This is a genomic window from Streptomyces sp. NPDC045899 (assembly GCF_056431485.1).
On record NZ_JBWKKP010000020.1, the window covers coordinates 1 to 24297 of the forward strand.

At 72.8% G+C, this 24297-nt stretch carries 19 protein-coding genes; 4 read left to right on the forward strand and 15 right to left on the reverse strand.

What is annotated here, in order from left to right; all coding sequences use genetic code 11:
* Positions 1-136: 136 nt before the first annotated feature.
* Positions 137-1522 (reverse strand): outer membrane protein assembly factor BamB family protein, encoded by a 1386-nt coding sequence (locus tag AC07FT_RS26045; RefSeq protein WP_479178298.1) that lies wholly within the window; start codon positions 1520-1522, stop codon positions 137-139.
* Positions 1523-2220: 698 nt separating this feature from the next.
* Between AC07FT_RS26045 and AC07FT_RS26050 the strand changes: the two genes are divergently transcribed.
* Positions 2221-5709, forward strand: coding sequence for an SCO5717 family growth-regulating ATPase (locus AC07FT_RS26050; RefSeq protein ID WP_479178299.1), 3489 nt, complete (start codon positions 2221-2223; stop codon positions 5707-5709).
* A 110-nt stretch (positions 5710-5819) separates the two neighbouring features.
* On the opposite strand, the gene AC07FT_RS26055 is transcribed toward AC07FT_RS26050, so the two are convergent.
* From AC07FT_RS26055 to rimP, 8 genes are all read right to left on the reverse strand, one after another.
* Positions 5820-6773: a bifunctional riboflavin kinase/FAD synthetase gene (locus AC07FT_RS26055; protein ID WP_471202116.1), complete on the reverse strand. Its 954-nt coding sequence runs from the start codon at positions 6771-6773 to the stop codon at positions 5820-5822.
* A 318-nt stretch (positions 6774-7091) separates the two neighbouring features.
* A complete protein-coding gene (truB, locus tag AC07FT_RS26060; protein ID WP_479178300.1) occupies positions 7092-8018 on the reverse strand; it encodes a tRNA pseudouridine(55) synthase TruB in 927 nt (308 codons plus the stop codon).
* A complete protein-coding gene (rbfA, locus tag AC07FT_RS26065; RefSeq protein WP_479178301.1) occupies positions 8015-8488 on the reverse strand; it encodes a 30S ribosome-binding factor RbfA in 474 nt (157 codons plus the stop codon). The genes truB and rbfA overlap by 4 nt, the downstream gene beginning before the upstream one ends.
* Before the next feature lie 87 nt (positions 8489-8575).
* On the reverse strand, positions 8576-8872 hold the full coding sequence (locus AC07FT_RS26070) for a DUF503 domain-containing protein (RefSeq protein ID WP_254745059.1): 297 nt from the start codon (positions 8870-8872) through the stop codon (positions 8576-8578).
* Positions 8873-9004: 132 nt separating this feature from the next.
* The gene (infB, locus tag AC07FT_RS26075) at positions 9005-12118 is read right to left on the reverse strand and encodes a translation initiation factor IF-2 (RefSeq protein WP_479178302.1); all 3114 of its coding nucleotides are present in this window, start codon (positions 12116-12118) and stop codon (positions 9005-9007) included.
* Between the two features lie 151 nt (positions 12119-12269).
* Positions 12270-12557: a YlxR family protein gene (locus AC07FT_RS26080; RefSeq protein ID WP_254745063.1), complete on the reverse strand. Its 288-nt coding sequence runs from the start codon at positions 12555-12557 to the stop codon at positions 12270-12272.
* Between the two features lie 97 nt (positions 12558-12654).
* Positions 12655-13647, reverse strand: coding sequence for a transcription termination factor NusA (gene nusA, locus AC07FT_RS26085; RefSeq protein ID WP_254745065.1), 993 nt, complete (start codon positions 13645-13647; stop codon positions 12655-12657).
* 2 nt (positions 13648-13649) lie between these two features.
* Positions 13650-14162, reverse strand: coding sequence for a ribosome maturation factor RimP (gene rimP / locus AC07FT_RS26090; RefSeq protein ID WP_471202109.1), 513 nt, complete (start codon positions 14160-14162; stop codon positions 13650-13652).
* Positions 14163-14299: 137 nt separating this feature from the next.
* Here rimP and AC07FT_RS26095 point away from each other — a divergent pair, with 137 nt between their 5' ends.
* Genes AC07FT_RS26095 through AC07FT_RS26105 form a run of 3 tightly spaced genes read left to right on the forward strand, consistent with a single transcriptional unit; the run spans position 14300 to position 16489 of the window.
* Entirely contained in the window at positions 14300-14965 is a 666-nt protein-coding gene (locus tag AC07FT_RS26095; protein ID WP_479178303.1) for a hypothetical protein, read from the forward strand.
* A gap of 21 nt (positions 14966-14986) precedes the next feature.
* Positions 14987-15487: a ferritin-like domain-containing protein gene (locus AC07FT_RS26100; protein WP_479178304.1), complete on the forward strand. Its 501-nt coding sequence runs from the start codon at positions 14987-14989 to the stop codon at positions 15485-15487.
* 57 nt (positions 15488-15544) lie between these two features.
* On the forward strand, positions 15545-16489 hold the full coding sequence (locus tag AC07FT_RS26105; protein ID WP_479178305.1) for an aminoglycoside phosphotransferase family protein: 945 nt from the start codon (positions 15545-15547) through the stop codon (positions 16487-16489).
* Positions 16490-16842: 353 nt separating this feature from the next.
* On the opposite strand, the gene AC07FT_RS26110 is transcribed toward AC07FT_RS26105, so the two are convergent.
* From AC07FT_RS26110 to dxr, 6 genes are all read right to left on the reverse strand, one after another.
* The gene (locus tag AC07FT_RS26110; RefSeq protein WP_479178306.1) at positions 16843-18552 is read right to left on the reverse strand and encodes a proline--tRNA ligase; all 1710 of its coding nucleotides are present in this window, start codon (positions 18550-18552) and stop codon (positions 16843-16845) included.
* 110 nt (positions 18553-18662) lie between these two features.
* Complete coding sequence (locus tag AC07FT_RS26115; protein ID WP_431774731.1) at positions 18663-19229, reverse strand: GNAT family N-acetyltransferase; 567 nt, start codon at positions 19227-19229, stop codon at positions 18663-18665.
* Between the two features lie 46 nt (positions 19230-19275).
* The gene (locus AC07FT_RS26120) at positions 19276-20121 is read right to left on the reverse strand and encodes a GNAT family N-acetyltransferase (RefSeq protein ID WP_479178307.1); all 846 of its coding nucleotides are present in this window, start codon (positions 20119-20121) and stop codon (positions 19276-19278) included.
* Positions 20122-20301: 180 nt separating this feature from the next.
* Positions 20302-21459 carry a flavodoxin-dependent (E)-4-hydroxy-3-methylbut-2-enyl-diphosphate synthase gene (ispG, locus tag AC07FT_RS26125; RefSeq protein ID WP_254745079.1) on the reverse strand — a complete coding sequence of 386 codons (1158 nt, stop codon included), beginning with the start codon at positions 21457-21459 and terminating at the stop codon, positions 20302-20304.
* A 136-nt stretch (positions 21460-21595) separates the two neighbouring features.
* Entirely contained in the window at positions 21596-22897 is a 1302-nt protein-coding gene (locus AC07FT_RS26130; RefSeq protein ID WP_479178308.1) for a M50 family metallopeptidase, read from the reverse strand.
* The gene (gene dxr / locus AC07FT_RS26135) at positions 22894-24159 is read right to left on the reverse strand and encodes a 1-deoxy-D-xylulose-5-phosphate reductoisomerase (RefSeq protein WP_479178309.1); all 1266 of its coding nucleotides are present in this window, start codon (positions 24157-24159) and stop codon (positions 22894-22896) included. Before dxr ends, AC07FT_RS26130 begins: the two co-directional genes overlap by 4 nt.
* Positions 24160-24297: the final 138 nt, after the last annotated feature.

A 24297-nucleotide genomic window follows, 5' to 3' on the forward strand; every position in this document is an offset into this window, starting at 1 on the left:
GACATGGGGGCTGGGTGTCCCGCTTTTGTCCTGGGCGTGCGGGACGGCGAGTTTGATTTGTGTGGGGGGGTACGGGGGGGGGGGGGACACCGGCCGGTGTCCCCCCCTCCGGGTTTTTCCGCCCCGCCGGGGGCGCTCAGCGTCCGTAGGCGATCAGAAGCTTCTCGGCGGCTCCCGCGGTCCCGGCGATCCGGTCCGAGGCGATGTAGAAGTGGCCGTTCCGGTAGACCCGGGTGGCGGTGGCCAGGAGGGCCTCCGTCTTGCGGGTGGCCCGGGGCAGCTGGAGCAGTTTCCCCGGTGTGCCGCCCTCGGGGCCGACGCGCACGACCGTGCCGCCGCCGGAGAGGGTGGGCTGTTCGTAGACGATGAGGTCCTCACCGTCGGTGCCCAGGGGCATCAGCATCCGGCCGCTCACCTTCAGGGCCCACTTCTTCCTGCCGCTGTCGAGGTCGAAGGCGTGGATCTCGGTGGTCGGGCCCGCGCCGCCCGGCGTCAACTCGGTCGGCAGATAGAGGGTGTCGGCGGTGGCGGCGACACCCTGGCAGGCGCCCATGTCGGTGCCGAACAGATCCATCCGGCACTGCGGCTGGTAGGACCGTCTGCCCAGGGCGAGGGAGGAACGCTCCTTGCCCCGGTCCGAAATCGCGAGCACCCCACCGGACTTGCGGTCCTCATCGCTGAGCGCGACGACGGCCGGACGGCTGGAGAAGATCTTGCTGACCTTGAAGCCCTTGCGGACGGCATAGGTCCATGTGATTTTTCCGGCCGGGGTGAAGCGCTGGAGTTTGGCGGTGCCGTTGTTGCAGGAGTACGCGCGCAGCAGGACCTCGCCGCCCGCGTAACCGTCCACCGAACAGGCGGGGCTCAGCTTGCCCGGTGAGACCTCCTTGCCGTTGTCGACCCTGACCATGGCGGAGCCGCCGAACCAGGCCAGGCCGACCAGATTACCGCTCTGGGCCATGCCCAGATTCGAGTGCTCCCCGCCGAAGAGGCCCCCGTCGGGTGCGTCGTGGTCCCAGATCTTGGCGCCCTTGTCGAGGTCGATCAGAGCGAGTCCGCTGCACGAGTCCTTGCGGTGGCCCGCGTAGGCGACGACGACCTTGCCGTCCGTGGCCGAGTCGGGCGCGGCGCAGACGGCCTCGGGGAGGCGCAGCGACCACTTCCGCGTGCCGTCGTTCCGGTACGCGATGACCGTGTCGTCAACGGCCTTCACGACATGGTCCTTCCGCACCCAGAACCCGGGGACGTCGACACCGCGCCGGGGGAGGTCCGGTGCGGGAGTCTGGAAGAGCACCCTGGCCTCACCCGGCCGCCGGACGTCGTTGGGGTCGCTCTCCTCGTCCGCCGGGGCCTTGTTGTCGCTGTCGCCACCGGCGGAGGGCCCGGCCGTCGGCTTCTTCCCGCGGGGTCCGGCCGGGGCGCCGCTCGAGGCGGCGGGCTCCCTGCCGTCATCGCCTCCGCCGTCACCATCGCCGAGGACGGCGAGGACCGCACCGCCCGCCACCAGCAGCACCGCGAGCACCGTGCCGATGACGATCGCCTTCCGCCTCCTCCTCCCACCGCCACCGTCACCGCTGCCGCCGTCGGCCGGGGAGGTGCCGTACGCACCGAGCGGTCCGGGACGGGCCGGCTCCGTCGCGTACGGGTTGCCGGGAGCGGGCGCCGACGGCCCGGGAGGCGGCGGGACATCGGGCGCCGGGGGCGGGCTCGCGGGGAGTGCCCCGGTATGCCAGATCTGGGGCGTAGTGTGCCCGTTCGGCGAGGGCGGGGCGGCCGGAGGCGGGACGGGCGGCGGGGACGGCTGCGGAGGGGGACCGAACCCGCCCCGGGAGGGCTCCGGTTCCGGTGGCGGGCCGAAGCCCCCCGCCGGTGGTCGGTGGGGCGGTCGGGGCGGCCGCGGCATCAGCGCTCACCTCTTAGGCGGGTCCGTCGGCATTCGAGCGGGTTTATTTCTACCACCGGACACCCGGGCTCCCTCCGGGATCGAGCGGGTATGCGACCGGGTAAGGCACGGTGAGGTATCGGACAGCCGTGAGTGCCGGACGGGCCTGCCACAGCGGCCCTCATGGTGATTAGTCTTGGTGTACGCGGTGGAGAACCTGATCAGGTGTCCCCGGCGTCACCAAAGGGGAAAGCCGAACGGTCGGACGACAGTAACGATCGGCATGAGATCGGCCTCGCCAAGAATTTCAAGGGTGTTCGACCACACCAGGAGGCATTGTGAGCAGCGATCGGGACGAGATCCGCACGGGCGGAACCCCACCCGGCGATGATCGGTCCGACGCGGAGACCGAGCACACGGGCGAGTTCACCATCGATTACACCCCGCCCGCCTGGTACACGCAGAACGCTTCGCCGTCACCGGCCCCGCCCGCCCCCGGCCCGGCCGGGACCTCCGGGGGGACCTTCGGATCCGGGGTGGACACGGGGGCCGGCGCGGGGGCCGCGCCCCCGCCTCCGGCGCCGAGCGCGAACCCGGTGCCGGTGCAGGGCGTTCCGGATCCAGACGGCTTCGCCGGGTCGTGGCCGCCGCCCCCGGCGCCGTCGGCCGATCCCGCGCCCGCCACTTCCGCGTCTCCCGATTCCCTGTCCGCCGGTTCCGCGCCCACGGGCGCCGGCCCGGCGGCGTCCGGCTCCGCCGGTGCCGCCTCCGGCGGGCCCGACGGCGGTGAGACGCATGCGCGGGCCGCGGACGGGGGAGGAGCGGGCGAGACGGGGACGGAGCGCCCCGAGGCGCCGACCACGCCGCCCGCCGCGCCCGACTTCTCCCCGAACCCCATAGTTCCGCCCCGCGCCGACACCGGAACGGATGACCTCGGCGCGGAGGGTTCGACGGGCACCGCGCGGGACGAGCGGCCGGACCGGGACCACGGCGCCGAACCGGCCGCGCCCACCGCGGAGAAGGACGACGACTACGCGCTGCCGCCGATCGCCGCGCCGCAGGCCACCGCCGAACCGGCCGACACCTCCGCCGGCGCCGGGGAGACCGGGGACACCGACGGCGGGGAGGTCCGCGGCGAGGGCACACTGCGGTTCTCCACCGCCGCCCTGCGGGCGGAGATGGCCGAACTGCGCGCCGCCGCGGGGGACACCGAGAGCCCTGTGAACCCCGAGGGCTCCCCGAGCTCCCCCGCTCCCGGGAGCGACTCGGGAGCCGGTGCCGAGCGGCCCGCGCCGGAGACCCCGGACTCCGGCGCCGCGGACACCCCCGCGCCCACCGGCGGCGAGGTCCGCGGCGAGGGCACCATGCGGTTCTCCACGGCCGCGCTGCGCCAGGACTTCGCGGAGCGCCGCAAGGCCGAGAGCGCGGCGGCGGAGGCCGACGAGCCGCAGGACGCGATTCCCGAGGGCGCGGCGCCGCAGGGCGCGCCCTCGCCGGACGCGCCCGCGCCGGGGCAGCCACCGGCCGCGCCGTGGGCGCCGCCGTCCGCGCCGCAGGCCGGACTGCCGCCGCTGCCGCCGGACTTCCAGCCCGCCGCGCCGCAGAGCGCGGACGCCGGTCCGGGCGCCCCGGCCACGCCCGCCACCCCGCAGCCGAACGCGGGCGCCCCGTGGTCCCCCGGGAGCGGAGCCGCCCCGGCGCCGCTCCCGGAGCAGCGGACGGACGGCCCCGGTGGCGCGAACGGCGCCGGTCTGCCGCCGCAGGCCAACGCCTGGGCCCCGCCGGTACCCGGTACGCAGGGTCAGCCCGCGCCCGGCGTCCCGGCACCCGCGCCCCCGCAGAGCGGCTACGGCTACCCGCGCCCCGGCGAGGGCGCTCCGGGCCCGGTCCCGGGCCGGCCCGGCCCCGGTCAGCCTGTTCCCGGCGTCCAGCCCACTCCAGGGCCCCAGCCCGGTCCCGGCCGGCCCGGCCCCGCCCCGTTCCCGGGGCAGGCACAGGGCCAGGGCGGCGCACCCGCGTCCGCCGGCGCCCAGCCCCCGGCCGCTCCCGGTCCGCAGGCGCCCCAGAACCCGCAGCCCCCGCAGGCGGCCCCGTACGGCTATCCGCACCAGGGACAGCCCCCGGCGCCCGCCACCGCCCAGGGCGGCTACGGCTTCCCCCGTCCGCAGGCGGAGCCCCAGGACGCCGTCCCGCCGAACTACCCGCAGCCCTCCCCCGCGCCCCAACAGGCGCAGCAGGGCCTGCCCGGCCCGTACGCCCAGCCCGGTCCACACGGGCCGTCCCAGGGCCAGGTGCAGGCGCAGGGGCACGATCAGGGCGGCTACGGCTTCCCCCGCCCCGACGCGGCTCCCCCCGCACAGGACGGCTACGGCTACCCGCGGCCCGACGGCGGCGCCGCCGCCAACTCCGGTGCCGGGGCGGACGCTCCGTCCGATCCGCGGACCGGCGGCTGGCCCGTCGTCACACCGGACCAGCGGCGGCAGGCCGCCCACGGTGCGGGGGCGCCCCTCGGTTACACGGCGGCCGTCGAGCTGTCGTCGGACCGGCTCATCCGGGGCAAGCAGAAGCCGAAGAAGAACAACGTCGCCGGCTCGCGCTTCAAGTTCGGCGGCAAGAAGGAGGAGGCGGAGCGGCAGCGCAAGCTGGAGCTGATCCGCACGCCGGTGCTCTCCTGCTACCGCATCGCGGTGATCAGCCTCAAGGGCGGCGTCGGCAAGACCACGACGACCACCGCCCTCGGTGCGACACTGGCCACCGAGCGCCAGGACAAGGTCATCGCGATCGACGCCAACCCCGACGCGGGCACCCTGGGCCGCCGGGTGCGGCGGGAGACCGGCGCGACCATCCGCGACCTGGTCACCGCGATCCCGTACCTCAACAGCTACATGGACATCCGGCGGTTCACCTCACAGGCCCCCTCCGGTCTGGAGATCCTCGCCAACGACGTGGACCCGGCGGTCTCCACGACCTTCAACGACGAGGACTACCGCCGCGTCATCGACGTCCTGGGCAAGCAGTACCCGATCATCCTCACCGACTCGGGCACCGGTCTGCTCTACAGCGCGATGCGCGGAGTGCTGGACCTCGCCGACCAGCTGATCATCATCTCCACCCCCTCGGTGGACGGTGCCAGCAGCGCGAGCACCACGCTCGACTGGCTGTCCGCACACGGCTATTCGGACCTGGTCTCGCGCAGCCTCACCGTGATCTCGGGGGTCCGGGAGACCGGCAAGATGATCAAGGTCGACGACATCGTGTCGCACTTCGAGACGCGCTGCCGCGGCGTGATCGTCGTGCCCTTCGACGAGCACCTGTCGGCGGGCGCCGAAGTGGACCTGGACATGATGCGGCCGAAGACCCGTGAGGCGTACTTCAACCTCTCGGCCCTCGTCGCCGAGGACTTCGCCCGGGCCCAGCAGGCACAGGGGCTGTGGACAGCGGACGGTGGCAGCGCCCCGCCGCCGCAGATGGCCCCGCCGATGCCCGCGCACGGTCAGCAGGGGCAGTACCCCGGCCAGGGGCAGGGCCAGCAGCCGGGTCCGCAGCAGGGCCAGGGGCAGCAGCAGCCCTACCCGGGGCCGTACGCGCCCCAGCCCGGGCAGCACCAGGGCCAGCCACAGCCGGGCTATCCGCAGCCCGGTCAGCCACAGGGCTATCCGCAGCAGGGCCAGCCGGGGCAGCCCGGCCCCCAGCAGGGGTGGCAGCAGGGGCAGCAGCAACAGCCGCCCCAGCAGGCCCAGGCCCAGCACGGCCAGCCCTGGCCGTCCGGGCAGCCCGCACAGCCGGGCCAGCCGTGGCAGCAGCCGCCGGCGGGGCCGCAGCAGTAGCGGACGCGGACGCACCGAAGCGATCGCCCCGCCGGACCGGTTGATCCCGGTCCGGCGGGGCGATCGCCGTAGGAGCCGTGGTGGGCCGTGAAGGGCTGAAGGGGCGGGGCTCAGCGGCCGCCGTGCTCCTCGACCAGTTCGCGCGCCCGCTTCACATCGGCCGCCATGCGCTCAAGCAGCGCCTCGATCGAGTCGAACTTCTCCTGGCCCCGCAGATAGGCGAGGAAGTCCACCTGGACGTGGAGTCCGTACAGATCCAGTCCGACACGGTCGATCGCATAGGCCTCGACGGTCCGTTCGGTGCCGTCGAACTGCGGGTTGGTACCGACCGAGATGGCCGCGGGCATCGCCTCGCCCCCGGCGGTGAGCCAGCCCGCGTAGACGCCGTCGGCCGGGATCGCGGTATGCGGCAGGGTCTCCAGGTTGGCCGTGGGGAAACCCAGCTCACGGCCGCGCTGGGCACCGCGCACCACCACGCCCTCGACACGGTGCGGCCGTCCCAGGACCTCCATCGCGCCGGTGACATCGCCGTCGGCGACCAGCCTGCGCACCAGGGTGGACGAGAACGCCTCGCCACCGCCCGCCTCGCCGCGCTCGTACAGGTCGATGACCTCGACCTGGTAGTCGTAGGTTCCGCCCAGCTCGCGCAGGAACTCCACGTTCCCGGCGGCCTTGTGGCCGAAGCGGAAGTTGGGGCCCTCCACGACCACCCGGGCGTGGAGCTTGTCGACCAGCACCTTCACCACGAAGTCACCGGGGCTGAGCCGGGAGAACTCCGCCGTGAACGGCAGCACCAGCACGGCGTCCACACCCAGCTCCGCCATCAGCTCCGCGCGCCGCTGGTGGGTGGCGAGCAGCGGGGGGTGGCTGCCGGGGCGTACCACCTCGCTGGGGTGCGGGTCGAAGGTGACCACGACCGCCGGGACGCCCAGCTCACGCGCGCGGGCCACCGCGCGGCCGATGATCAGCTGGTGTCCTCGGTGCACCCCGTCGTAGGAGCCGATGGTGACGACGCTGCGTCCCCAGTCCTCGGGGATGTCCTCCAAGCCACGCCAGCGCTGCACTTTGCCCGCTCCTCGCCCGAACCTTTGTCTGTCGACTTCGCAGGTCTAAGAGTGCCATGCCGTCGGCACGTCCCTTGCATCGGTGGCCACTCCGGACGTCCCGCCCCGCGTTTCACCACGGTCGCCAGGGCCCCTCGAGAGGTCACGCGCCCCCTTTCACTCCCGTGATGCCTTCCGGGCGCCCGCACGATGGGGTGAATTCACCGTCGGCACTGGAAAGACACCGGGAGGGGAAGAGATCGGGGGGTCGCAACGCACCGCAGGACGGCCGAGGGCCGCCCCGCGGTGCGGGACGGCCCTCATCGGACATCGGACGGCTCAGGCGAACACGGCCAGGCTCTTGGCCTTGCCCTTGGACTCCTCCACCAGCGCCAGGAAGCGCCCCTCCGGATCGAAGACGGCCACCGGTCCGGTGTGCCCCTCCCCCGTGGTCACCGGAGGCATGTCGATCCGTACGCCGTTGCCCAGCAGGCGCGCCTGGTGGGCGTCCACGTCCCAGCGCGGGAAGGCGGCCGCGGCGGCCTCCGCGATGGGCATGACCGTCAGGGACTCCTCCAGCCGCTCCAGCGTCCGCGCCTCCGCCAGCCCGTACGGGCCGACCCGGGTGCGGCGCAGCGCCGTCAGATGGCCGCCCGCGCCGAGTCCGGCGCCCAGATCGCGGGCGAGCGCCCGGATGTAGGTGCCGGAGGAGCAGACGACCGTGACGTCGAGGTCGAGGACGGCGGTGCCGTCCTCCGCTTTCGTCTCGCGGCGCTCGTGCAGCGCGAAGGACGAGACGGTCACCGGGCGCGCCGGGATCTCGAAGTCCTCGCCCTCACGGGCCCGTGCGTAGGACCGCTTGCCGTCGATCTTGATGGCGCTGACCTTGGACGGCACCTGCTGGATGGCGCCGGTCAGCGCGGCGATCCCGGCCTCGATCGCGGCGGGCTCGACCCCCGCCGCCCCGTGGGTGGCGGTGATCTCCCCCTCCGCGTCATCGGTGACGGTGGTCTGGCCCAGCCGGATGGTGGCCGTGTACTCCTTCTCGGTCAGCGCCAGGTGACCGAGCAGCCGGGTGGCCTTCTCGACGCCGATCACCAGCACGCCGGTGGCCATGGGATCCAGCGTGCCGGCGTGGCCGACCCGCCGGGTCCCGGCGAACCGGCGCATCCTGGCGACGACGTCGTGCGAGGTGTAACCGGCCGGTTTGTCGACGATCACCAGGCCGTCCGGCGCACCGGATCCGGCCCTGCCCTTGCGCGTCATGCGTCCGGGGAGCCCTTGCCGTCGTTCTCGTGCCCGTTCTCGTCCTCTTCCTCATCGGGCTTGCGGTACGGATCGGCCTCACCGGCGTACTCGGCGCCCGAGGACGCCTCGCGGACCTGTGCGTCGGCCGCCTTGGCCTTGGCGAGCAGATCGTCGATGGTGCGGGCGTTGTCCGGGAGGGCGTCCGGGACGAACGTCAGGGTGGGGGTGAACCGCACCCCGGTCTGACGGCCGACCTCGGAGCGCAGAACGCCCTTGGCGCTCTCCAGGGCCGCGGCGGAGGCGGCCCGCTCCTCGTCGTCACCGAAGACCGTGTAGAAGACGGTCGCTTCCCGGAGATCACCGGTGATCCGGGTGTCCGTGATGGTCACATAGCCGAGCCGCGGGTCCTTGATCCGCCGCTGAAGGGTCTCCGCGACCACGACCCGGATGCGGTCCGCCAGCTTGCGTGCCCGCGCGGTGTCGGTCATGCGTCTACTTCTCTCTTCTTCGCTTCGGTCATCGACGGCCGGGGCCGGTCATCGATGGGGGTCACCACCGTCGGGTTCCCCGTTCCGTCACTCGTCATCGCCGCCGTGGAACCTCCGTCGCACGGACAGCAGCTCCACCTCCGGCCGCCCCGCGACCAGCCGCTCGCAGCGGTCGAGCACATCCGTGAGATGGCCCGGGTCCCCGGAGACCACCGCCAGGGCGATCTGCGCCCTGCGGTAGAGGTCCTGGTCGCCGACCTCCGCCACGCTCACCGCGTACTTGCGGTGCAGCTCGGCGACGATCGGGCGGACGACGGAGCGCTTCTCCTTCAACGACCGTACGTCGCCAAGGAGCAGGTCAAAGGACAACGTCCCTACATACATGCGGTCCGGGTCAAGCCACCCGTGGGGCCTTGAAGGTCTGGCTTCGTGCAGGTTCCTCGAACCGTACACGCAAGGGCCGGGGCCGATCGACGGAAATTTCCCGCCGACCGGCCCCGACCGAGAGGCAGCGCGTCAGCCGCGCGGCTTCTCGCGCATCTCGTACGTCGCGATGACGTCGTCGATCTTGATGTCGTTGTAGCTGCCGAGGTTGATACCGCCCTCGAAGCCTTCGCGAATCTCGGTGACGTCGTCCTTGAAGCGGCGCAGGCCCTCGATGTTGAGGTTCTCCGCGATGACCTTGCCGTCGCGGACGAGGCGGGCCTTGGTGTTCCGCTTGACCTCGCCGGAGCGGATGAGCACACCCGCGATGTTGCCCAGCTTGGACGAGCGGAAGACCTCGCGGATCTCCGCCGTACCGAGCTCGACCTCTTCGTACTCCGGCTTGAGCATGCCCTTCAGGGCCGCCTCGATCTCCTCGATCACCTGGTAGATGACCGAGTAGTAACGGACGTCCACGCCCTCGCGCTCGGCCATCTGCGTGGCACGCCCGTCGGCGCGCACGTTGAAGCCGATGACGATGGCGTCGGAGCCGGTCGCCAGGTCGATGTCGGTCTCGGTGACCGCACCCACACCGCGGTGCAGGACGCGCAGGTCGACCTCTTCGCCGACGTCGAGCTGGAGCAGGGAGGACTCGAGGGCCTCCACCGAACCGGACGCGTCGCCCTTGATGATGAGGTTGAGCTGCTGCACCTGACCGGCCTTGAGCACCTTGTCCAGGTCCTCCAGGGAGACCCTGCGGGTGCGCTTGGCGAAGGCCGCGTTGCGCTCGCGCGCCGCGCGCTTCTCGGCGATCTGGCGGGCGGTGCGGTCCTCGTCGACGACGAGGAAGTTGTCGCCCGCGCCCGGCACGTTGGTCAGACCGAGCACCAGGACCGGGGTGGCCGGACCGGCCTCCTCCAGCGCGTTGCCGTTGTCGTCGAGCATCGCCCGGACACGGCCGTAGGCGTCGCCCGCGACCATCGTGTCGCCGACCCGCAGGGTGCCGCGCTGGACCAGCACGGTGGCCACGGCGCCGCGGCCGCGGTCCAGGTGGGCCTCGATCGCGATGCCCTGCGCGTCCTGCTCCGCGTTGGCGCGCAGGTCGAGCGAGGCGTCCGCGGTGAGGACCACGGCCTCCAGCAGGCTGTCGATGTGCAGACCCTGCTTGGCGGAGATGTCGACGAACATGGTCTCGCCGCCGTACTCCTCGGCCACCAGGCCGTACTCGGTCAGCTGACCGCGCACCTTGGTCGGGTCCGCGCCCTCGACGTCGATCTTGTTGACCGCGACCACGATCGGCACGTCGGCCGCCTTGGCGTGGTTCAGCGCCTCGATCGTCTGGGGCATCACACCGTCGTTGGCCGCCACCACGAGGATCGCGATGTCGGTCGACTTGGCACCACGGGCACGCATGGCGGTGAACGCCTCGTGACCCGGGGTGTCAATGAAGGTGATCTTGCGCTCTTCTTCGTTGACCTCGGTCGAGACCTGGTAGGCACCGATGTGCTGGGTGATGCCACCGGCCTCGCCCGCGACCACGTTGGTCTTGCGGATCGCGTCCAGCAGCCGGGTCTTACCGTGGTCGACGTGACCCATGACGGTCACGACCGGCGGACGGGAGACGAGCATGTCCTCGCCGCCCTCGTTCTCGCCGAACTCGATGTCGAAGGACTCGAGAAGCTCGCGGTCCTCCTCCTCCGGGCTGACGATCTCGACGACGTAGTTCATCTCGTCGGCGAGCAGCTGGAGCGTCTCGTCGGAGACCGACTGGGTCGCGGTGACCATCTCGCCGAGGTTGAGCATCACGGCGACCAGCGACGCCGGGTTGGCGTTGATCTTCTCCGCGAAGTCGGTGAGCGAGGCACCACGCGACAACCGGACCGTCTGGCCGTTGCCGCGGGGCAGCATCACGCCGCCGACGGACGGGGCCTGCATGGCCTCGTACTCCTGGCGCCTCTGCCGCTTCGACTTGCGGCCACGGCGAGCCGGGCCGCCGGGACGGCCGAACGCGCCCTGCGTGCCACCACGGCCACCGGGACCACCCGGACGACCGCCGAAGCCGGGACGACCGCCGAAGCCGCCGCCACCACCGGGACCACCGGGACGACCGCCGAAGCCGCCGCCACCGCCCGGACGACCGCCGCCGCCGCCACCACCGGGACGGCCGGCGAAGCCGCCGCCGCCACCGGGACGACCGCCGCCACCGGGACGACCGGCACCGCCGGGACCGCGACCGCCGCCGCCACCACCGGGGCCGGGACGCGGGCCCGCGGCGGGACGCTGCGGCATCATGCCCGGGTTCGGACGCGGACCGCCGGGACCGCCGCCCGGACGCGGACCGCCGCCCTGGGCACCCTGCGGACGGGGCATCTGGCCCGGAGTGGGCCGGGGACCGCCGGGGCCGCCCTGACCGCGGCCGGGACCGCCCTGGCCGCCCTGCGGGCGCGGACCGGGGCCACCCTGGCCACCGGGACGCGGGGCGCCGCCGGGACGGGGCGCCTGCGGGCGCGCCATACCGGTGGAACCGCCGGAGGTGAAGGGGTTGTTACCCGGACGGGGACCGGCCGGACGGGCACCGCCCGGACGCGGGCCGCGCTCGCCACCGGGGCGCGGAGCGCCGGGACGGGCACCCTGGCCGCCCTGGCCCTGGCCGCCCTGGCCCTGACCGGGACCGCCCGGACGGGCGCCGGGGCGCGGACCGGGCGTGGCGCCCGGCTTCGCGGGCGCGCCCGGCTTGGCCTGGGCCTGGGCCGGCTTGGGACCGGCGGCCGCCGGCGGGGCGGTGAACTCGGGCTGCTGCGGTGCCGCGGGCTGCGCCGGAGCCGGCTTGGGGCCGGGGGTCGGACGGGCGCCGGGCGTGGGACGCGGCCCCGGTGAGGGCGCCGCGGGAGTGCTGCGGGGGGCCTCGGCGGCGGCCGGCTTGGGGCCGGGCGTCGGGGGCTTGGGGGCAGCCGGACGGGCCGATGCACCCGGACCGGGTGTCGGCGGCTTGGCGGGCGTCGCCTTGCGCGGCGCCGAGGGCTTGCCGGCGGCGCGGCCGGAACCGTTGCCACCCTGGAATGCGTCAGTCAACTTGCGCACAACCGGCGCCTCGATGGTCGAGGACGCCGAACGTACAAATTCACCGAGTTCTTGGAGCTTGGCCATGACGACCTTGCTCTCAACTCCGAACTCCTTGGCGAGTTCGTATACCCGGACCTTAGCCACTTCGCTCCTTTGAGGTCCGGGTTACGCCGGACCGTCGCTACTTCATGGGCGTACTCATCGCGTACTCATCGAGTGCTCATCGCAATCTCGACCTACTTCCGACTCGCGAGGTACCTGACCGCACGGTGTCCCGTGCCGTTCTTCCAACTACTTACGGTGACGCCTGCTCACCCTGCTCGACACAGCGGCGCAGGTCCGTGGTGTCGAGCGTCCCCGGCCCCCTGAAGGCCCGGGAAAAGGCCCGGCGGCGGACCGCCAGGTCGAGGCAGACCCGTGTGGGGTGCACATAGGCACCCCGGCCGGGCAGCGTACCGCGCCGATCGGGGACGCAAACGCCCTCGACCGCCACGATGCGCAGCAGATCCTTCTTGGCCGCCCGATCCCGGCATCCCACACAGGTTCTCTCAGGGCAGGCACGAGCAAGCGCGCGGCCAGACACTGCTTAAGTCTACCTCCCTGTACCGACCTCACCCCTCGGGGGGAGTGATCGAACGGTTACTCGTTTTCGGCTGGATTCCGAGGCTCCGCGGCTGGAATCAGCCTTGATCACCGGGCTGTTCGGTGTCGGGCCGGATGTCGATCCGCCACCCGGTCAGCCGGGCCGCGAGCCGGGCGTTCTGCCCTTCCTTCCCGATGGCGAGCGAGAGCTGGTAGTCCGGCACGGTGACGCGCGCCGAGCGCGCCGCCAGATCCACCACCTCGACCTTGCTCACCCGCGCGGGGGACAGCGCGTTGGCCACCAGCTCGGCGGGGTCGTCCGACCAGTCGACGATGTCGATCTTCTCGCCGTGCAGTTCGGCCATCACACTGCGCACCCGGCCGCCCATCGGGCCGATGCACGCGCCCTTGGCGTTCAGACCCGAACGGGTGGACCTGACCGCGATCTTGGTCCGGTGACCGGCCTCACGGGCGATGGCCGCGATCTCCACCGAACCGTCCGCGATCTCCGGCACCTCGAGCGCGAAGAGCTTCTTCACGAGGTTGGGATGGGTACGCGAAAGGGTCACGGACGGACCGCGCACGCCCTTGACGACGCGGACGACATAGGTCCGCAGCCGGGTGCCGTGGGCGTAGTCCTCACCGGGCACCTGCTCCTGCACCGGCAGGATGGCCTCCAGCCGGCCGATGTCCACCAGGACGTTCTTCGGGTCCTTGCCCTGCTGGACGACACCGGCGACCACATCGCCCTCGCGCCCCGCGTACTCGCCGAAGGTGATCTCCTCCTCGGCGTCCCGCAGCCGCTGGAGGATGACCTGCTTGGCGGTCATCGCGGCGATCCGGCCGAAGCCGGAGGGGGTGTCGTCGAACTCGCGGGGCTCGGCGCCCTCCTCGAGGTCCTCGGCGTCCTCCTGGGCCCACACGGTGACATGGCCGGTGTTGCGGTCCAGCTCCACACGGGCGCGGCGGCGGCTTCCCTCGGTGCGGTGGTAGGCGATGAGGAGGGCCGACTCGATCGCTTCGACCAGCAGGTCGAAGGAGATCTCCTTCTCTCGCACCAGACCCCGCAGGGCACTCATGTCGATGTCCACGGCTACGCCTCCTCCTTGCTCTCGTCGCCCTCAGAAGCGGGCTTGCGGTTGAATTCGATCTCCACCCGGGCCTTGGAGATCTCCTTGAAGGCCAGCCGCCTGGCGGTGGGCTTGCGGCCCTTCACACCGGGCACCTCGAGGTCGAGCCCGTCCTCGTCCACGGCGGTGATCCGCGCGACCAGCTCGTCGCCGTCGGCCAGCCTGGCCCGCATGAGGCGGCCGGTGGCGCGGCGGTAGTGGCGCGCTTCGGTGAGAGGGCGCTCGGCGCCGGGGGACGTGACCTCCAGGACGTACGGGGTGGCGCCCATGGCGTCCGACTCGTCGAGGGTGCTGGAGATCTCCCGGCTGAGCTCGGCGCAGGTGTCCAGCTGCACACCGTCATCGGAGTCCACGACGATCCGGAGCACACGCCGCCGCCCGGCGGGCGTCACCTCGACCTCTTCCAGATCCAGCTCTCGGGCGCTGACGAGCGGTTCCAGCAGCCCGCGCAGCCTCTCGCTCTGGGTGGTGCTCATCCGGGTGACTCCTCGGCCGCGTGTGCTGTTGTGGGAAGGTCGCGTGTCGGATCAAAGCCTATCTGTTCCGGCGGCGGGCTGACGATTCGGTGGGCGCTGCCGGGCTTCCGCCCCGCGCGCGGGTACGCTCGCCTGCTGTGATCACTACCGGCGGCCGGGAGCTGCCGCAGCCCGGAAAGAGGAACGTGTCGATCACCACGCCCCCACCAGGCCCCCCGTCCCCCACCGACACCTCCCCCGCGTCCGCCATCACGTCCGGCACCGGCGGGGCGACGCCCGCGCGGCGCGCCCTGCTGCTGGGCGGCGGGGCGCTGGGCGCGGCCGCGCTGCTGAGCGGCTGCTCCGACGACACCAGGCCCCGCCGCGACCCCGCCGAGGGCGTGAGCGTCGCCAAGCTCCGCGCCACCGGCGCGCGGGAGTCCGCCGCGCTCCTGGCGCGCTACGACGCGACGGCGGACGCGCACCCCGGCCTTGCGGAGCGCCTGGCCCCGTTGCGTGCGGAGACGGCGCGGCACGCGGCCGCGTTCCGCGGCCATGAGCGGTCCGCGTCCGCCGACGGATCGGCCGCGCCGTCGGCGTCACCGTCGGCCTCGGCCTCCGCACGGCGGGAGCGGCCGCCCGCGGTGCCCAAGGACGGGAAGCGCGCCCTCGCGGCGCTCGCCCAGGCCGAGCGGCACACCGCCGACGCCCGCACCACCGCCCTCGTCACCGCGCCGCCCGAGCTCGCCCGGCTGCTGGCCTCCGTCGCGGCCTCCGGCGCCGCCCACGTGTATCTCCTGACCCAGGACGGCTCGGACTCATGACCACCGGGAAGGGGTACTGACATGGCCGCTCGACCAGGCCGTACCGCGGGCAGCCGCGCCGCGGCGCTCAGAGCCGCGCAGGCCGCGCTCACCGCGGAACACGCCGCCGTCTACGGCTACGGCGTCGTCGGCGGCCGGATCGGTGACGACCGGCTCGCGGAGGCCCGCGAGGGGTACGCGGCGCACCGCGCGCGCCGGGACGCGCTCGTGCGCACCGTGCGCGACCTCGGCGGCACCCCCGCGGGCGCGGCGCCCGCCTACGCGCTGCCCTTCGCCGTACCGGACGCGCCCGCCGCGGTGCGGCTCGCCGCGGAACTGGAGAACCGTATCGCCGCCGTGTACGCCGATCTCGTACGGGCCGGTGACGGCTCGCTGCGCCGTCAGGCGGCGGGCGCGCTGCGCGAGGCGGCGGTCCGTGCGGTGCGCTGGCGCGGGGGCGGCGTAGCCTTCCCTGGACTCACCGAACACTCCACCACGGCCGCCCCGTCCTCGTCGGCGAGCGGTCCGGCCGACGCGCTGTGACGGGCCGCCGGGGCGAACGGTGATCGAGATGACATTGATGAAGGGGACGGCTCAGGCATGGCATCGGCACCGCAGTCCGGTGGACGGGATACGACCCCCTTCCACCCGCCCAAGCGGCTGCTGGACGCGCTGAGCGACGCTCCCGAAGGCTCCGTTCGCGACTGGCTGGAAGCCCTGCCGGAGACCGTGGACCAACTGCTCGACGCCTGGGAGCTGACCCCCGAGCGGGTGGTGACCCCCGGCGGCCGCCGTGGTCTGGTCACGCTGGTGCGGCAGGCGGACGACACCCCGGCGGCGCTGAAACTGCCCGTCCCCGGCCCCGACGCGGAACGGGAGCGTGCCGCCCTCGCCCACTGGGACGGCTGGGGCGCGGTCCGGCTGCTGCGCGCCGATCCGGACACCGGTGCGCTGTTGATCGAGCGGCTGAGCAGCGCGGTGTCGGTGCGCTCGCTGCCGGAGGCGAAGGCGCTGCTGGAGGCGGCGGGCACGGTGCGGCGGCTGTGGGTGCCGCCGCCGGAGGAGCACCCCTTCGGCTCGGTCGCGGAACGCACCGGCGAGGGCCACGACGCGATGCTTCCGCTGCCCACCGGTGACTGGGCGGCGGACGCCCGCCCGCTGGCCGAGGAAGCGGCGCAGCTGCGCACGGAACTGCTCGCGGGGCCGCCCGAAGCGGTGTTGCTGCACGGCGACTTCCGGCAGGGCAAGGTGCTCGCCGGGGAACGCTCGCCCTGGCTCGCGGTGGGCCCCTCGCCCCTGGTCGGCGAACGGGCCTATGACTTGGCGCAGTTGGTGCTCGACCGCTGTGAGGACCTCGCGGCGGGCCCCGGCCCCGCCGCGGCGGCCCGCCGCCGGGTGGCCAAACTGGCCGACTCCCTGGACGTGGACCGCGACCGGCTGCGCGGCTGGACCCTGTACCGCGCCGTCGCCACGGGCCTCCACCACGCCGCCACCGGCCATCGCTCCCGCGCCGAACTCCTCTTGGAATTCGCCAGCTGGCTCTGACCCGGGCACGGCCCGTCGGCGCCCGGGCGCGCCCACCCGCGGGAGGCCACGGCCCGGCCAGGCCCCGGCACGCGGCACGGGTACGACAGCCCGCCGGCCCGGCGAGGTGCGGGAGGACTGGCGGCGCACCCGACCCGGCAACCGGACTGCCGGCAGCCCGCGCCGACGGCCCGGTGCATCGCTCCGCCCGCGTGGACCGTCACGGCGCCATGGGGCGGTGGCGAACGGCATGACACGGCGGAGGTGGCCGCGGAGCGGCCCAGTCGCACGAGCCGCCGGGCGGGCCGTCTCATGACGGCGCCCGGCGCGCCGCTGTGGGCGGCGGGCCGGGCGCCGGTCGATGTCCGGGGGTGTCAGACGGTGAGGCGGGCGATGGCCTCGTCCAGCGGGAGTTCCTCGCGCTCACCGGTGCGGCGGTCCTTCAGCTCCACCACGCCGTCCTTGGCGCCGCGGCCGACGACCAGGATGGTCGGCACGCCGATGAGCTCCGCGTCGGTGAACTTCACGCCCGGGGAGACGCCCGCGCGGTCGTCGACCATGACACGGACGCCCGCCGTGCCCAGCTTCTCCGCGATGTCGAGCGCCAGCTCGGTCTGGAGGGCCTTGCCCGCGGCGACGATGTGGACGTCGGCCGGGGCGACCTCGCGCGGCCAGCAGAGGCCGGAGTCGTCGTGGGTCTGCTCGGCGAGGGCGGCCACCGCTCGGGAGACGCCGACGCCGTAGGAGCCCATGGTGACGCGGACCGGCTTGCCGTTCTGGCCGAGCACGTCCAGCTGGAAGGCGTCGGCGTACTTGCGGCCGAGCTGGAAGATGTGGCCGATCTCGATGGCCCGGTCCAGCTCGATGCCCGCACCGCACTTCGGGCAGGGGTCGCCCGGCTCGACCACGGTGACGTCCAGGTAGTCGTCGACGTCGAAGTCACGGCCGCAGACCACGTTGCGGGCGTGGGTGTCGGCCTTGTTCGCGCCGGTGATCCAGGCGGTGCCGGGGGCGATGCGCGGGTCGGCGATGTAGCGGAAGGACTTGCCCGCGAGGCCCTGCGGGCCGACGTAGCCGCGCACCAGGTCGGGACGGCCCTCGAAGTCCTCGGCGGTGACCAGCTCGACCTCGGCGGGGGCGAGGTGCTCGCCCAGCTTGCCGAGGTCCACCTCGCGGTCGCCGGGGACGCCCACCGCGGTGATCTCGCCGTCGATCTTGACCAGCAGGTTCTTCAGGGTCGCGGAGGCGGGGACGCCCAGGTGCTCGGCGAGGCTCTCGATGGTCGGTGTGTCGGGGGTGTCCAGCTCCTCGACGGGGCCGTGGGTACCGCCCTCGACCGGCGGGACGGTGACCGTGTACGCCTCGGTGTTGGCCGCGTACTCACAGTTCGGGCAGTCCACGAAGGTGTCCTCGCCGGCCGCCGCCGGGGCGAGGAACTCCTCGGAGGCGGAGCCGCCCATCGCGCCGGAGACCGCGGAGACGATGCGGTAGTCCAGGCCCAGGCGCTCGAAGATCCGGCGGTACGCCTCACGGTGCAGGCGGTAGGACTCGGCCAGACCCTCGTCGGTGGTGTCGAAGGAGTACGAGTCCTTCATCAGGAACTCACGGCCGCGCAGCACACCGGAGCGCGGACGGGCCTCGTCCCGGTACTTGGTCTGGATCTGGTAGAGCATGACCGGCAGGTCCTTGTAGGACGTGCACTGGTCCTTCACCGTCTGGGTGAAGATCTCCTCGTGGGTGGGGCCGAGCAGGTAGTCGCCGCCCTTGCGGTCCTTGAGGCGGAACAGCAGGTCGCCGTACTCCTCCCAGCGGCCGCTGGCCTCGTACGGCTCCTTGGGCAGCAGGGCGGGCAGGAGGACCTCCTGGGCGCCGATGGCGTCCATCTCCTCGCGGACGATGCGCGAGACGTTCTCCAGGACCTTCTTGCCGACCGGCAGCCAGGTCCAGATGCCCGCCGAGGCGCGGCGGACGTAACCGGCCCGGACGAGCAGCTTGTGGCTGGCGGTCTCGGCGTCGGCCGGGTCTTCGCGCAGCGTCTTCAGCATCATCGTGGACATGCGCTGGACGTTGACGGCGTGGGCCATGGGGTCTCTCCTGCGTGCGGGATGGGATGAGCAGGAGGTTAGCCGCAGGTGTGCACAACCGGGAAATGCGTTGTCCCCCGGGCGTCCCCGGGAGGTCCCCGGGCGGCGGCTCAGCGGCGCAGCGGAAGCGGCGCTCCCATGACCGCGTACGGGCTCGGCGCGCTCGGGAAGAGCACCGGCCGGGCGAGGTCGGTGTAGCCGAGGGACCGGTAGAGACCGCGGGCGGGGCTGTCGGTGTCGATGGCGGACAGCAGGGAGCGCGGCTGGCAGACGCCGTCGGTGATGGCGGTGATCAGCCGCCGTCCGACACCGCGGTTCTGGTACGCGGGGTGGACATGCAGCTCGGTGATGACGAAGGAGTCGTCGAGCCAGTCCTCGCGTCCGGCGGCGCGCAGATAGGGCTGCACGACGGTGGACCACCAGTGCGTCCGGTCGTTGGGCATCCCGTAGACGAACCCCACCAGCCGTCCGGTGGGGGTGGTGGCGCCCAGCGCGCGGGCCCCGGGGCTGGTGAGGTGGCGCAGCACGATATGGCGCCGTACGCCGACCTCCTCCGCCGTGAGCCCGAAGGCCACCGCCTGGACGGCGAGGGCGTCGTCCACGCGCGCGGCGAGGTCGAGCGGCCCGACGGCGACGCCTCCGGGATCCGGGGACCGCTCCCCGGGCAGTTGCACCATGCGCCAGACCCTACTGGCCCGCCGATCGGAACAGCACGCCGATGGCTCAGAACAGCACGCTCATGAAGGCTCCGACCTCCTGGAACCCCACCCGGCGGTAGGCGGCGCGGGCGGCGGTGTTGAAGTCGTTGACGTACAGGCTCACCACGGGCGCGATCTCGTTCAGGGCGTAGTCGAGCACGGTGGCCATCCCGGTCTCGGAGAGCCCGCGGCCGCGGTACTCGGGGGCCACCCAGACGCCCTGGACCTGGCAGGCGTGCGGGGTGGCGGCGCCGATCTCGGCCTTGAAGACCACCCGGCCGTTCTCCACCCGGGCGAACGAGCGTCCGGCGGTGACCAGCTCGGCGACCCGGGCCTGGTAGAGCAGTCCGCCGTCCCCGGCGAGCGGGGAGACGCCGACCTCCTCGGTGAACATGGCCACGCACGCGGGCATGATCACGTCCATCTCGTCCTTGCGGATACGCCGCACCAGCGGGTCGGGCGGGATGTCGGCGGGCATCGAGGTGGTGACCATCAGCGGCTGGTGGGAGCGGACCTCGCGGGCCGGGCCCCAGCTGGGCTCGAGCAGGGACCACAGCTCGGCGGTGGTGTCGGCGGGGCCGACGATGGAGGAGCAGCGGCGCCCGGCGCGGCGGGCGCGCTCGGCGAAGCCGCGGACCGCCTCGGGGGTGGCGCAGATGGGGACCAGATTGGCCCCGGCGTAGCAGAGCGACTCCAGCCGGCCGCCGGTGTACCAGCCCCACATCTCGCCGCCGAGCCGCCACGGGTCCAGCCCGGCCACCTGGACGCGGGCGGCCACGAAGGCGTTGGACACCGGGTCACGGTCGAGGACCGCGAGGGCCGCTTCGAGCTCGCCGGGCTCGAGGACCCTGGTGGTGGAGGTGGTCAGCACGGATGTGTTTGCCTCACCGGTCGCGGGCCTGCGGGCCGGACACGGGCCTGCGGGCCAAGAGGGAGTCGATTCTCCGCACTGTACCCCGCAGGCGGGACGGGCCACCTGCGGCGTGGGCCGCCACCGCGGACTCCGGCCGCGCCGGACGGGTCCGGTGCGGCCGGATAGGGACGGCGGGTCTCAGCCGCTGATGGAGACCTGGGGCTCGCCGGAGGCGATGCCGTCCTTCTCCATCTGCTCGGCGATCTTCATGGCTTCCTCGATGAGGGTCTCCACGATCTTGGACTCGGGCACGGTCTTGATGACCTCACCCTTGACGAAGATCTGGCCCTTGCCATTGCCCGAGGCGACGCCCAGGTCCGCCTCGCGGGCCTCACCGGGGCCGTTGACGACACAGCCCATGACGGCGACGCGCAGCGGCACCTCGAGACCGTCCAGACCGGCGGTGACCTGGTCGGCCAGCTTGTAGACGTCCACCTGGGCACGGCCGCAGGAGGGGCAGGAGACGATCTCCAGACGGCGCTGGCGCAGGTTCAGCGACTCCAGGATCTGGATGCCGACCTTGACCTCCTCGGCCGGCGGCGCGGAGAGCGAGACGCGGATGGTGTCACCGATGCCCTCGCTGAGCAGGGCTCCGAAGGCCACCGCGGACTTGATGGTGCCCTGGAACGCCGGACCGGCCTCGGTCACACCCAGGTGCAGCGGGTAGTCGCACTGGGCGGCCAGCTGACGGTAGGCGTTCACCATGACGACGGGGTCGTTGTGCTTGACCGAGATCTTGATGTCCCGGAAGCCGTGCTCCTCGAACAGCGAGCACTCCCACAGCGCCGACTCGACCAGCGCCTCCGGTGTGGCCTTGCCGTACTTCTCCAGCAGCCGCTTGTCCAGGGACCCCGCGTTGACCCCGATCCGGATCGGCACCCCGGCGTCGGAGGCCGCCTTGGCGATCTCCTTGACCTTGTCGTCGAACTGCCGGATGTTCCCCGGGTTCACCCGCACCGCCGCACATCCGGCGTCGATGGCCGCGAACACGTACTTCGGCTGGAAGTGGATGTCGGCGATCACCGGGATCTGCGACTTCTTCGCGATCACCGGCAGCGCCTCGGCGTCGTCCTGCGAGGGGCAGGCGACCCGCACGATCTGGCAGCCCGACGCGGTGAGCTCGGCGATCTGCTGGAGGGTGGCCCCGATGTCCGCGGTCACCGTCGTCGTCATCGACTGCACCGACACCGGAGCGTCGCCGCCCACGGCCACCGACCCGACCTGGATCTTCCGGCTGACCCGGCGGTCGGCGAGCTTGGTCGGTACGGACGGCATGCCTAGCGAAATCGCAGTCATCTGGCGAGCAACCCCAAGGTGTGTGACAGGCCCGAGATCAGCGGGCTCCGCGTCCGAGATTACGGCACGGGCCCGCGCCCCAGCACACCCGGACCCGAAGTCCACCCAAAGGTGAACTTCGGGACATCGAGTGTCATCAGGAGATTCTCACCGGGTTCACGACGTCGGCCACCAGCACCAGCAAGGTGAAGCAGATGAAGATCCCCGCGATCACATAGGCGACCGGCATCATCTTCGCCACGTCGAACGGCCCGGGATCGGGCCGCCGCACCAGCCGCGCGACATGCCGCCGTACGGACTCCCACAGCGCGCCCGCGATATGTCCGCCATCCAGCGGAAGCAGCGGGAGCATGTTGAAGAGGAACAGCGAGAGGTTGAAGCCCGCGACGAGGAACAGCATGGTCGCGATCCGCTGCGAGGGCGGGATGTCGAGGCTGGCGACCTCACCGCCGACCCGGGCGGCGCCGACGACGCCCATCGGGGAGTCCGCCTTGCGCTCACCGTCACCGAAGGCCGCGTTCCACAGGTCGGGGACCTTGGAGGGCAGGGCGAACAGTGAGTCGATGCCGTCCTCGACCATGGTGCCCATACGGTCCACGGACTGCCCGAAGGACTGCTGGACCACGCCGTTGGCCGGGGTGAAGCCGAGGAAGCCCGCGCTGACGTACTTGCCCTCGACGTAGCCGCCGTCCCCGTCGGACTGGGCCACCTGGTTCTTGATGAGGTTGGCGTGCAGGGTCTTGCGGGCGCCGTCCCGCTCGACGGTGATCGTGGCCGGGCCGGTGGTCTTCCGGATGTCCTGCTGGAGGGTGCTCCAGTCGGGCGTCGGATGGCCGTCGAAGGCGACGATCTTGTCCCCGGGCCGCAGCCCGGCCGCCTTGGCCGGGGAGTCCTTGGCGCTCTTGGGGCAGGTGTCGGTGTCGGCCGAGGCCGCGACGACACATTCCGAGACGGTGCCCACATTGGTGGTCTGGGTGCTGACCCCGAAGGACATCATCACGCCGAGGAAGATCACCACGGCGAGGACCAGGTTCATGAACGGTCCGGCGAACATCACGATCACGCGCTTCCACGGCTTGCGCGTGTAGAACAGCCGGGACTCGTCCCCCGGCTTGAGCTCCTCGAAGGCGGCCGACCGGGCGTCCTCGATCATGCCCCGCCAGGGCGAGGTGGACCGGGCGGTGATCTTGCCGTCGTCACCGGGCGGGAACATCCCGATCATGCGGATGTAGCCGCCGAGCGGGACCGCCTTGACCCCGTACTCGGTCTCGCCCTTCCTGCGGGAGAAGATCGTCGGCCCGAAGCCGACCATGTACTGCGGGACCCGGATGCCGAAGAGCTTGGCCGTGGAGAGATGGCCGAGCTCGTGCCAGGCGATCGAGAAGAGCAGGCCGACGGCGAATACCACTATGCCGAGGACCGTCATCAGTGTCGTCATGCGCGAGCCTCCGGGGTCGCCTTCGCCGCTTCGGCGGCCAGTTCACGGGCGCGGGCACGGGCCCAGCTCTCGGCCTCGAGGACGTCCGCGACGGTGAGCCGGGTTCCCGCGGTGGGGGTGCCGTGCTCCGCCACCACCTCCGCGACCGTATCGACGATCCCATTGAAGGGCAGCTTCCGGTCAAGGAAGGCGTCGACGCACTCCTCGTTCGCCGCGTTGAACACGGCGGGCGCGGTGCCGCCGAGGGCGCCGACGTGCCGAGCGAGATTGATCGAGGGGAACGCCTCGTGGTCCAGCGGGAAGAACTCCCAGGTGTGGGCCTTGGACCAGTCGCAGCCGGGCGCGGCGTCCGGCACCCGGTCGGGCCAGCCGATGCCGAGCGCGAGGGCCATCCGCATATCGGGCGGGCTCGCCTGGGCGAGCGTGGAGCCATCGGTGAATTCAACCATCGAGTGGATATACGACTGCGGGTGGACGACCACCTCAATCCGTTCGAAGGGAATGTCGTAGAGCAGATGCGCCTCGATCACCTCCAGCCCCTTGTTGACGAGGGTCGCGGAATTGATCGTGATCACCGGGCCCATGTCCCAGGTGGGGTGGGCCAGTGCCTCGTCGGGGGTGACCGAGGTCAGCTCCGCCTTCGTCCGGCCGCGGAAGGGGCCGCCGGAGGCGGTGACGACCAGCTTGCGCACCTCCTGGCGGGTGCCGCCCAGCAGTGCCTGGAAGAGTGCCGAGTGCTCGGAGTCGACGGGGACGATCTGACCGGGCTTGGCGACGGCGCGCACCAGCGGACCGCCGACGATGAGGGACTCCTTGTTGGCCAGCGCCAGCACCCGGCCCGCCTCCAGGGCGGCCAGGGTCGGCGCCAGGCCGATGGAACCGGTGATGCCGTTGAGCACCGTGTGGCACTGCGAGCGGGCCAGCTCGGTGGCCGCGTCGGGCCCGGCCAGGATCTCCGGCAGCGGCTCACCGGGGCCGTAGCGCGCGGTGAGCGCCTCGCGCAGCTCGGGCACCGCCTCCTGCCGGGCGACGGCCACCCTGGCCACCCGCAGCCGGTGGGCCTGCTCGGCGAGCAGGCCCGGCCGTCCGCCCGCGGCGGACAGACCGGTCACCCGGAACCGGTCGGGATTGCGCAGCACCACGTCGATGGCCTGGGTGCCGATCGATCCGGTGGAGCCCAGGATCACGAGGTCGCGCTGCGCACCGGCGGCGGCGGTGGCCGCCGGGAAGCGCAGATGCGGGTCAGCCAGGGATTCCGTCATCCCCCCATTGTGGCCGCTCCGGGGGACCGCCCGATCACAGGCCCCGGGGGGGGGGGGGGGGGGGGGGGGGGGGGGGGGGGGGGGGGGGGGGGGGAGGGTGGGGGGGGGGGGGGGGGGGGGGGGGGTTTTGGTGGGGGA

What these genes read in the sequence shown, in the direction of transcription:
- truB (WP_479178300.1), bottom strand. Translation starts at nt 8,018, where the DNA reads ATGACGCGCAAGGGCAGGGCCGGATCCGGTGCGCCGGACGGCCTGGTG.
- rbfA (WP_479178301.1), bottom strand. Translation starts at nt 8,488, where the DNA reads ATGACCGACACCGCGCGGGCACGCAAGCTGGCGGACCGCATCCGGGTC.
- AC07FT_RS26070 (WP_254745059.1), bottom strand. Translation starts at nt 8,872, where the DNA reads ATGTATGTAGGGACGTTGTCCTTTGACCTGCTCCTTGGCGACGTACGG.
- rimP (WP_471202109.1), bottom strand. Translation starts at nt 14,162, where the DNA reads ATGAGCACCACCCAGAGCGAGAGGCTGCGCGGGCTGCTGGAACCGCTC.
- AC07FT_RS26100 (WP_479178304.1), top strand. Translation starts at nt 14,987, where the DNA reads ATGGCCGCTCGACCAGGCCGTACCGCGGGCAGCCGCGCCGCGGCGCTC.
- AC07FT_RS26105 (WP_479178305.1), top strand. Translation starts at nt 15,545, where the DNA reads ATGGCATCGGCACCGCAGTCCGGTGGACGGGATACGACCCCCTTCCAC.
- AC07FT_RS26110 (WP_479178306.1), bottom strand. Translation starts at nt 18,552, where the DNA reads ATGGCCCACGCCGTCAACGTCCAGCGCATGTCCACGATGATGCTGAAG.
- AC07FT_RS26115 (WP_431774731.1), bottom strand. Translation starts at nt 19,229, where the DNA reads ATGGTGCAACTGCCCGGGGAGCGGTCCCCGGATCCCGGAGGCGTCGCC.
- ispG (WP_254745079.1), bottom strand. Translation starts at nt 21,459, where the DNA reads ATGACTGCGATTTCGCTAGGCATGCCGTCCGTACCGACCAAGCTCGCC.
- AC07FT_RS26130 (WP_479178308.1), bottom strand. Translation starts at nt 22,897, where the DNA reads ATGACGACACTGATGACGGTCCTCGGCATAGTGGTATTCGCCGTCGGC.
- dxr (WP_479178309.1), bottom strand. Translation starts at nt 24,159, where the DNA reads ATGACGGAATCCCTGGCTGACCCGCATCTGCGCTTCCCGGCGGCCACC.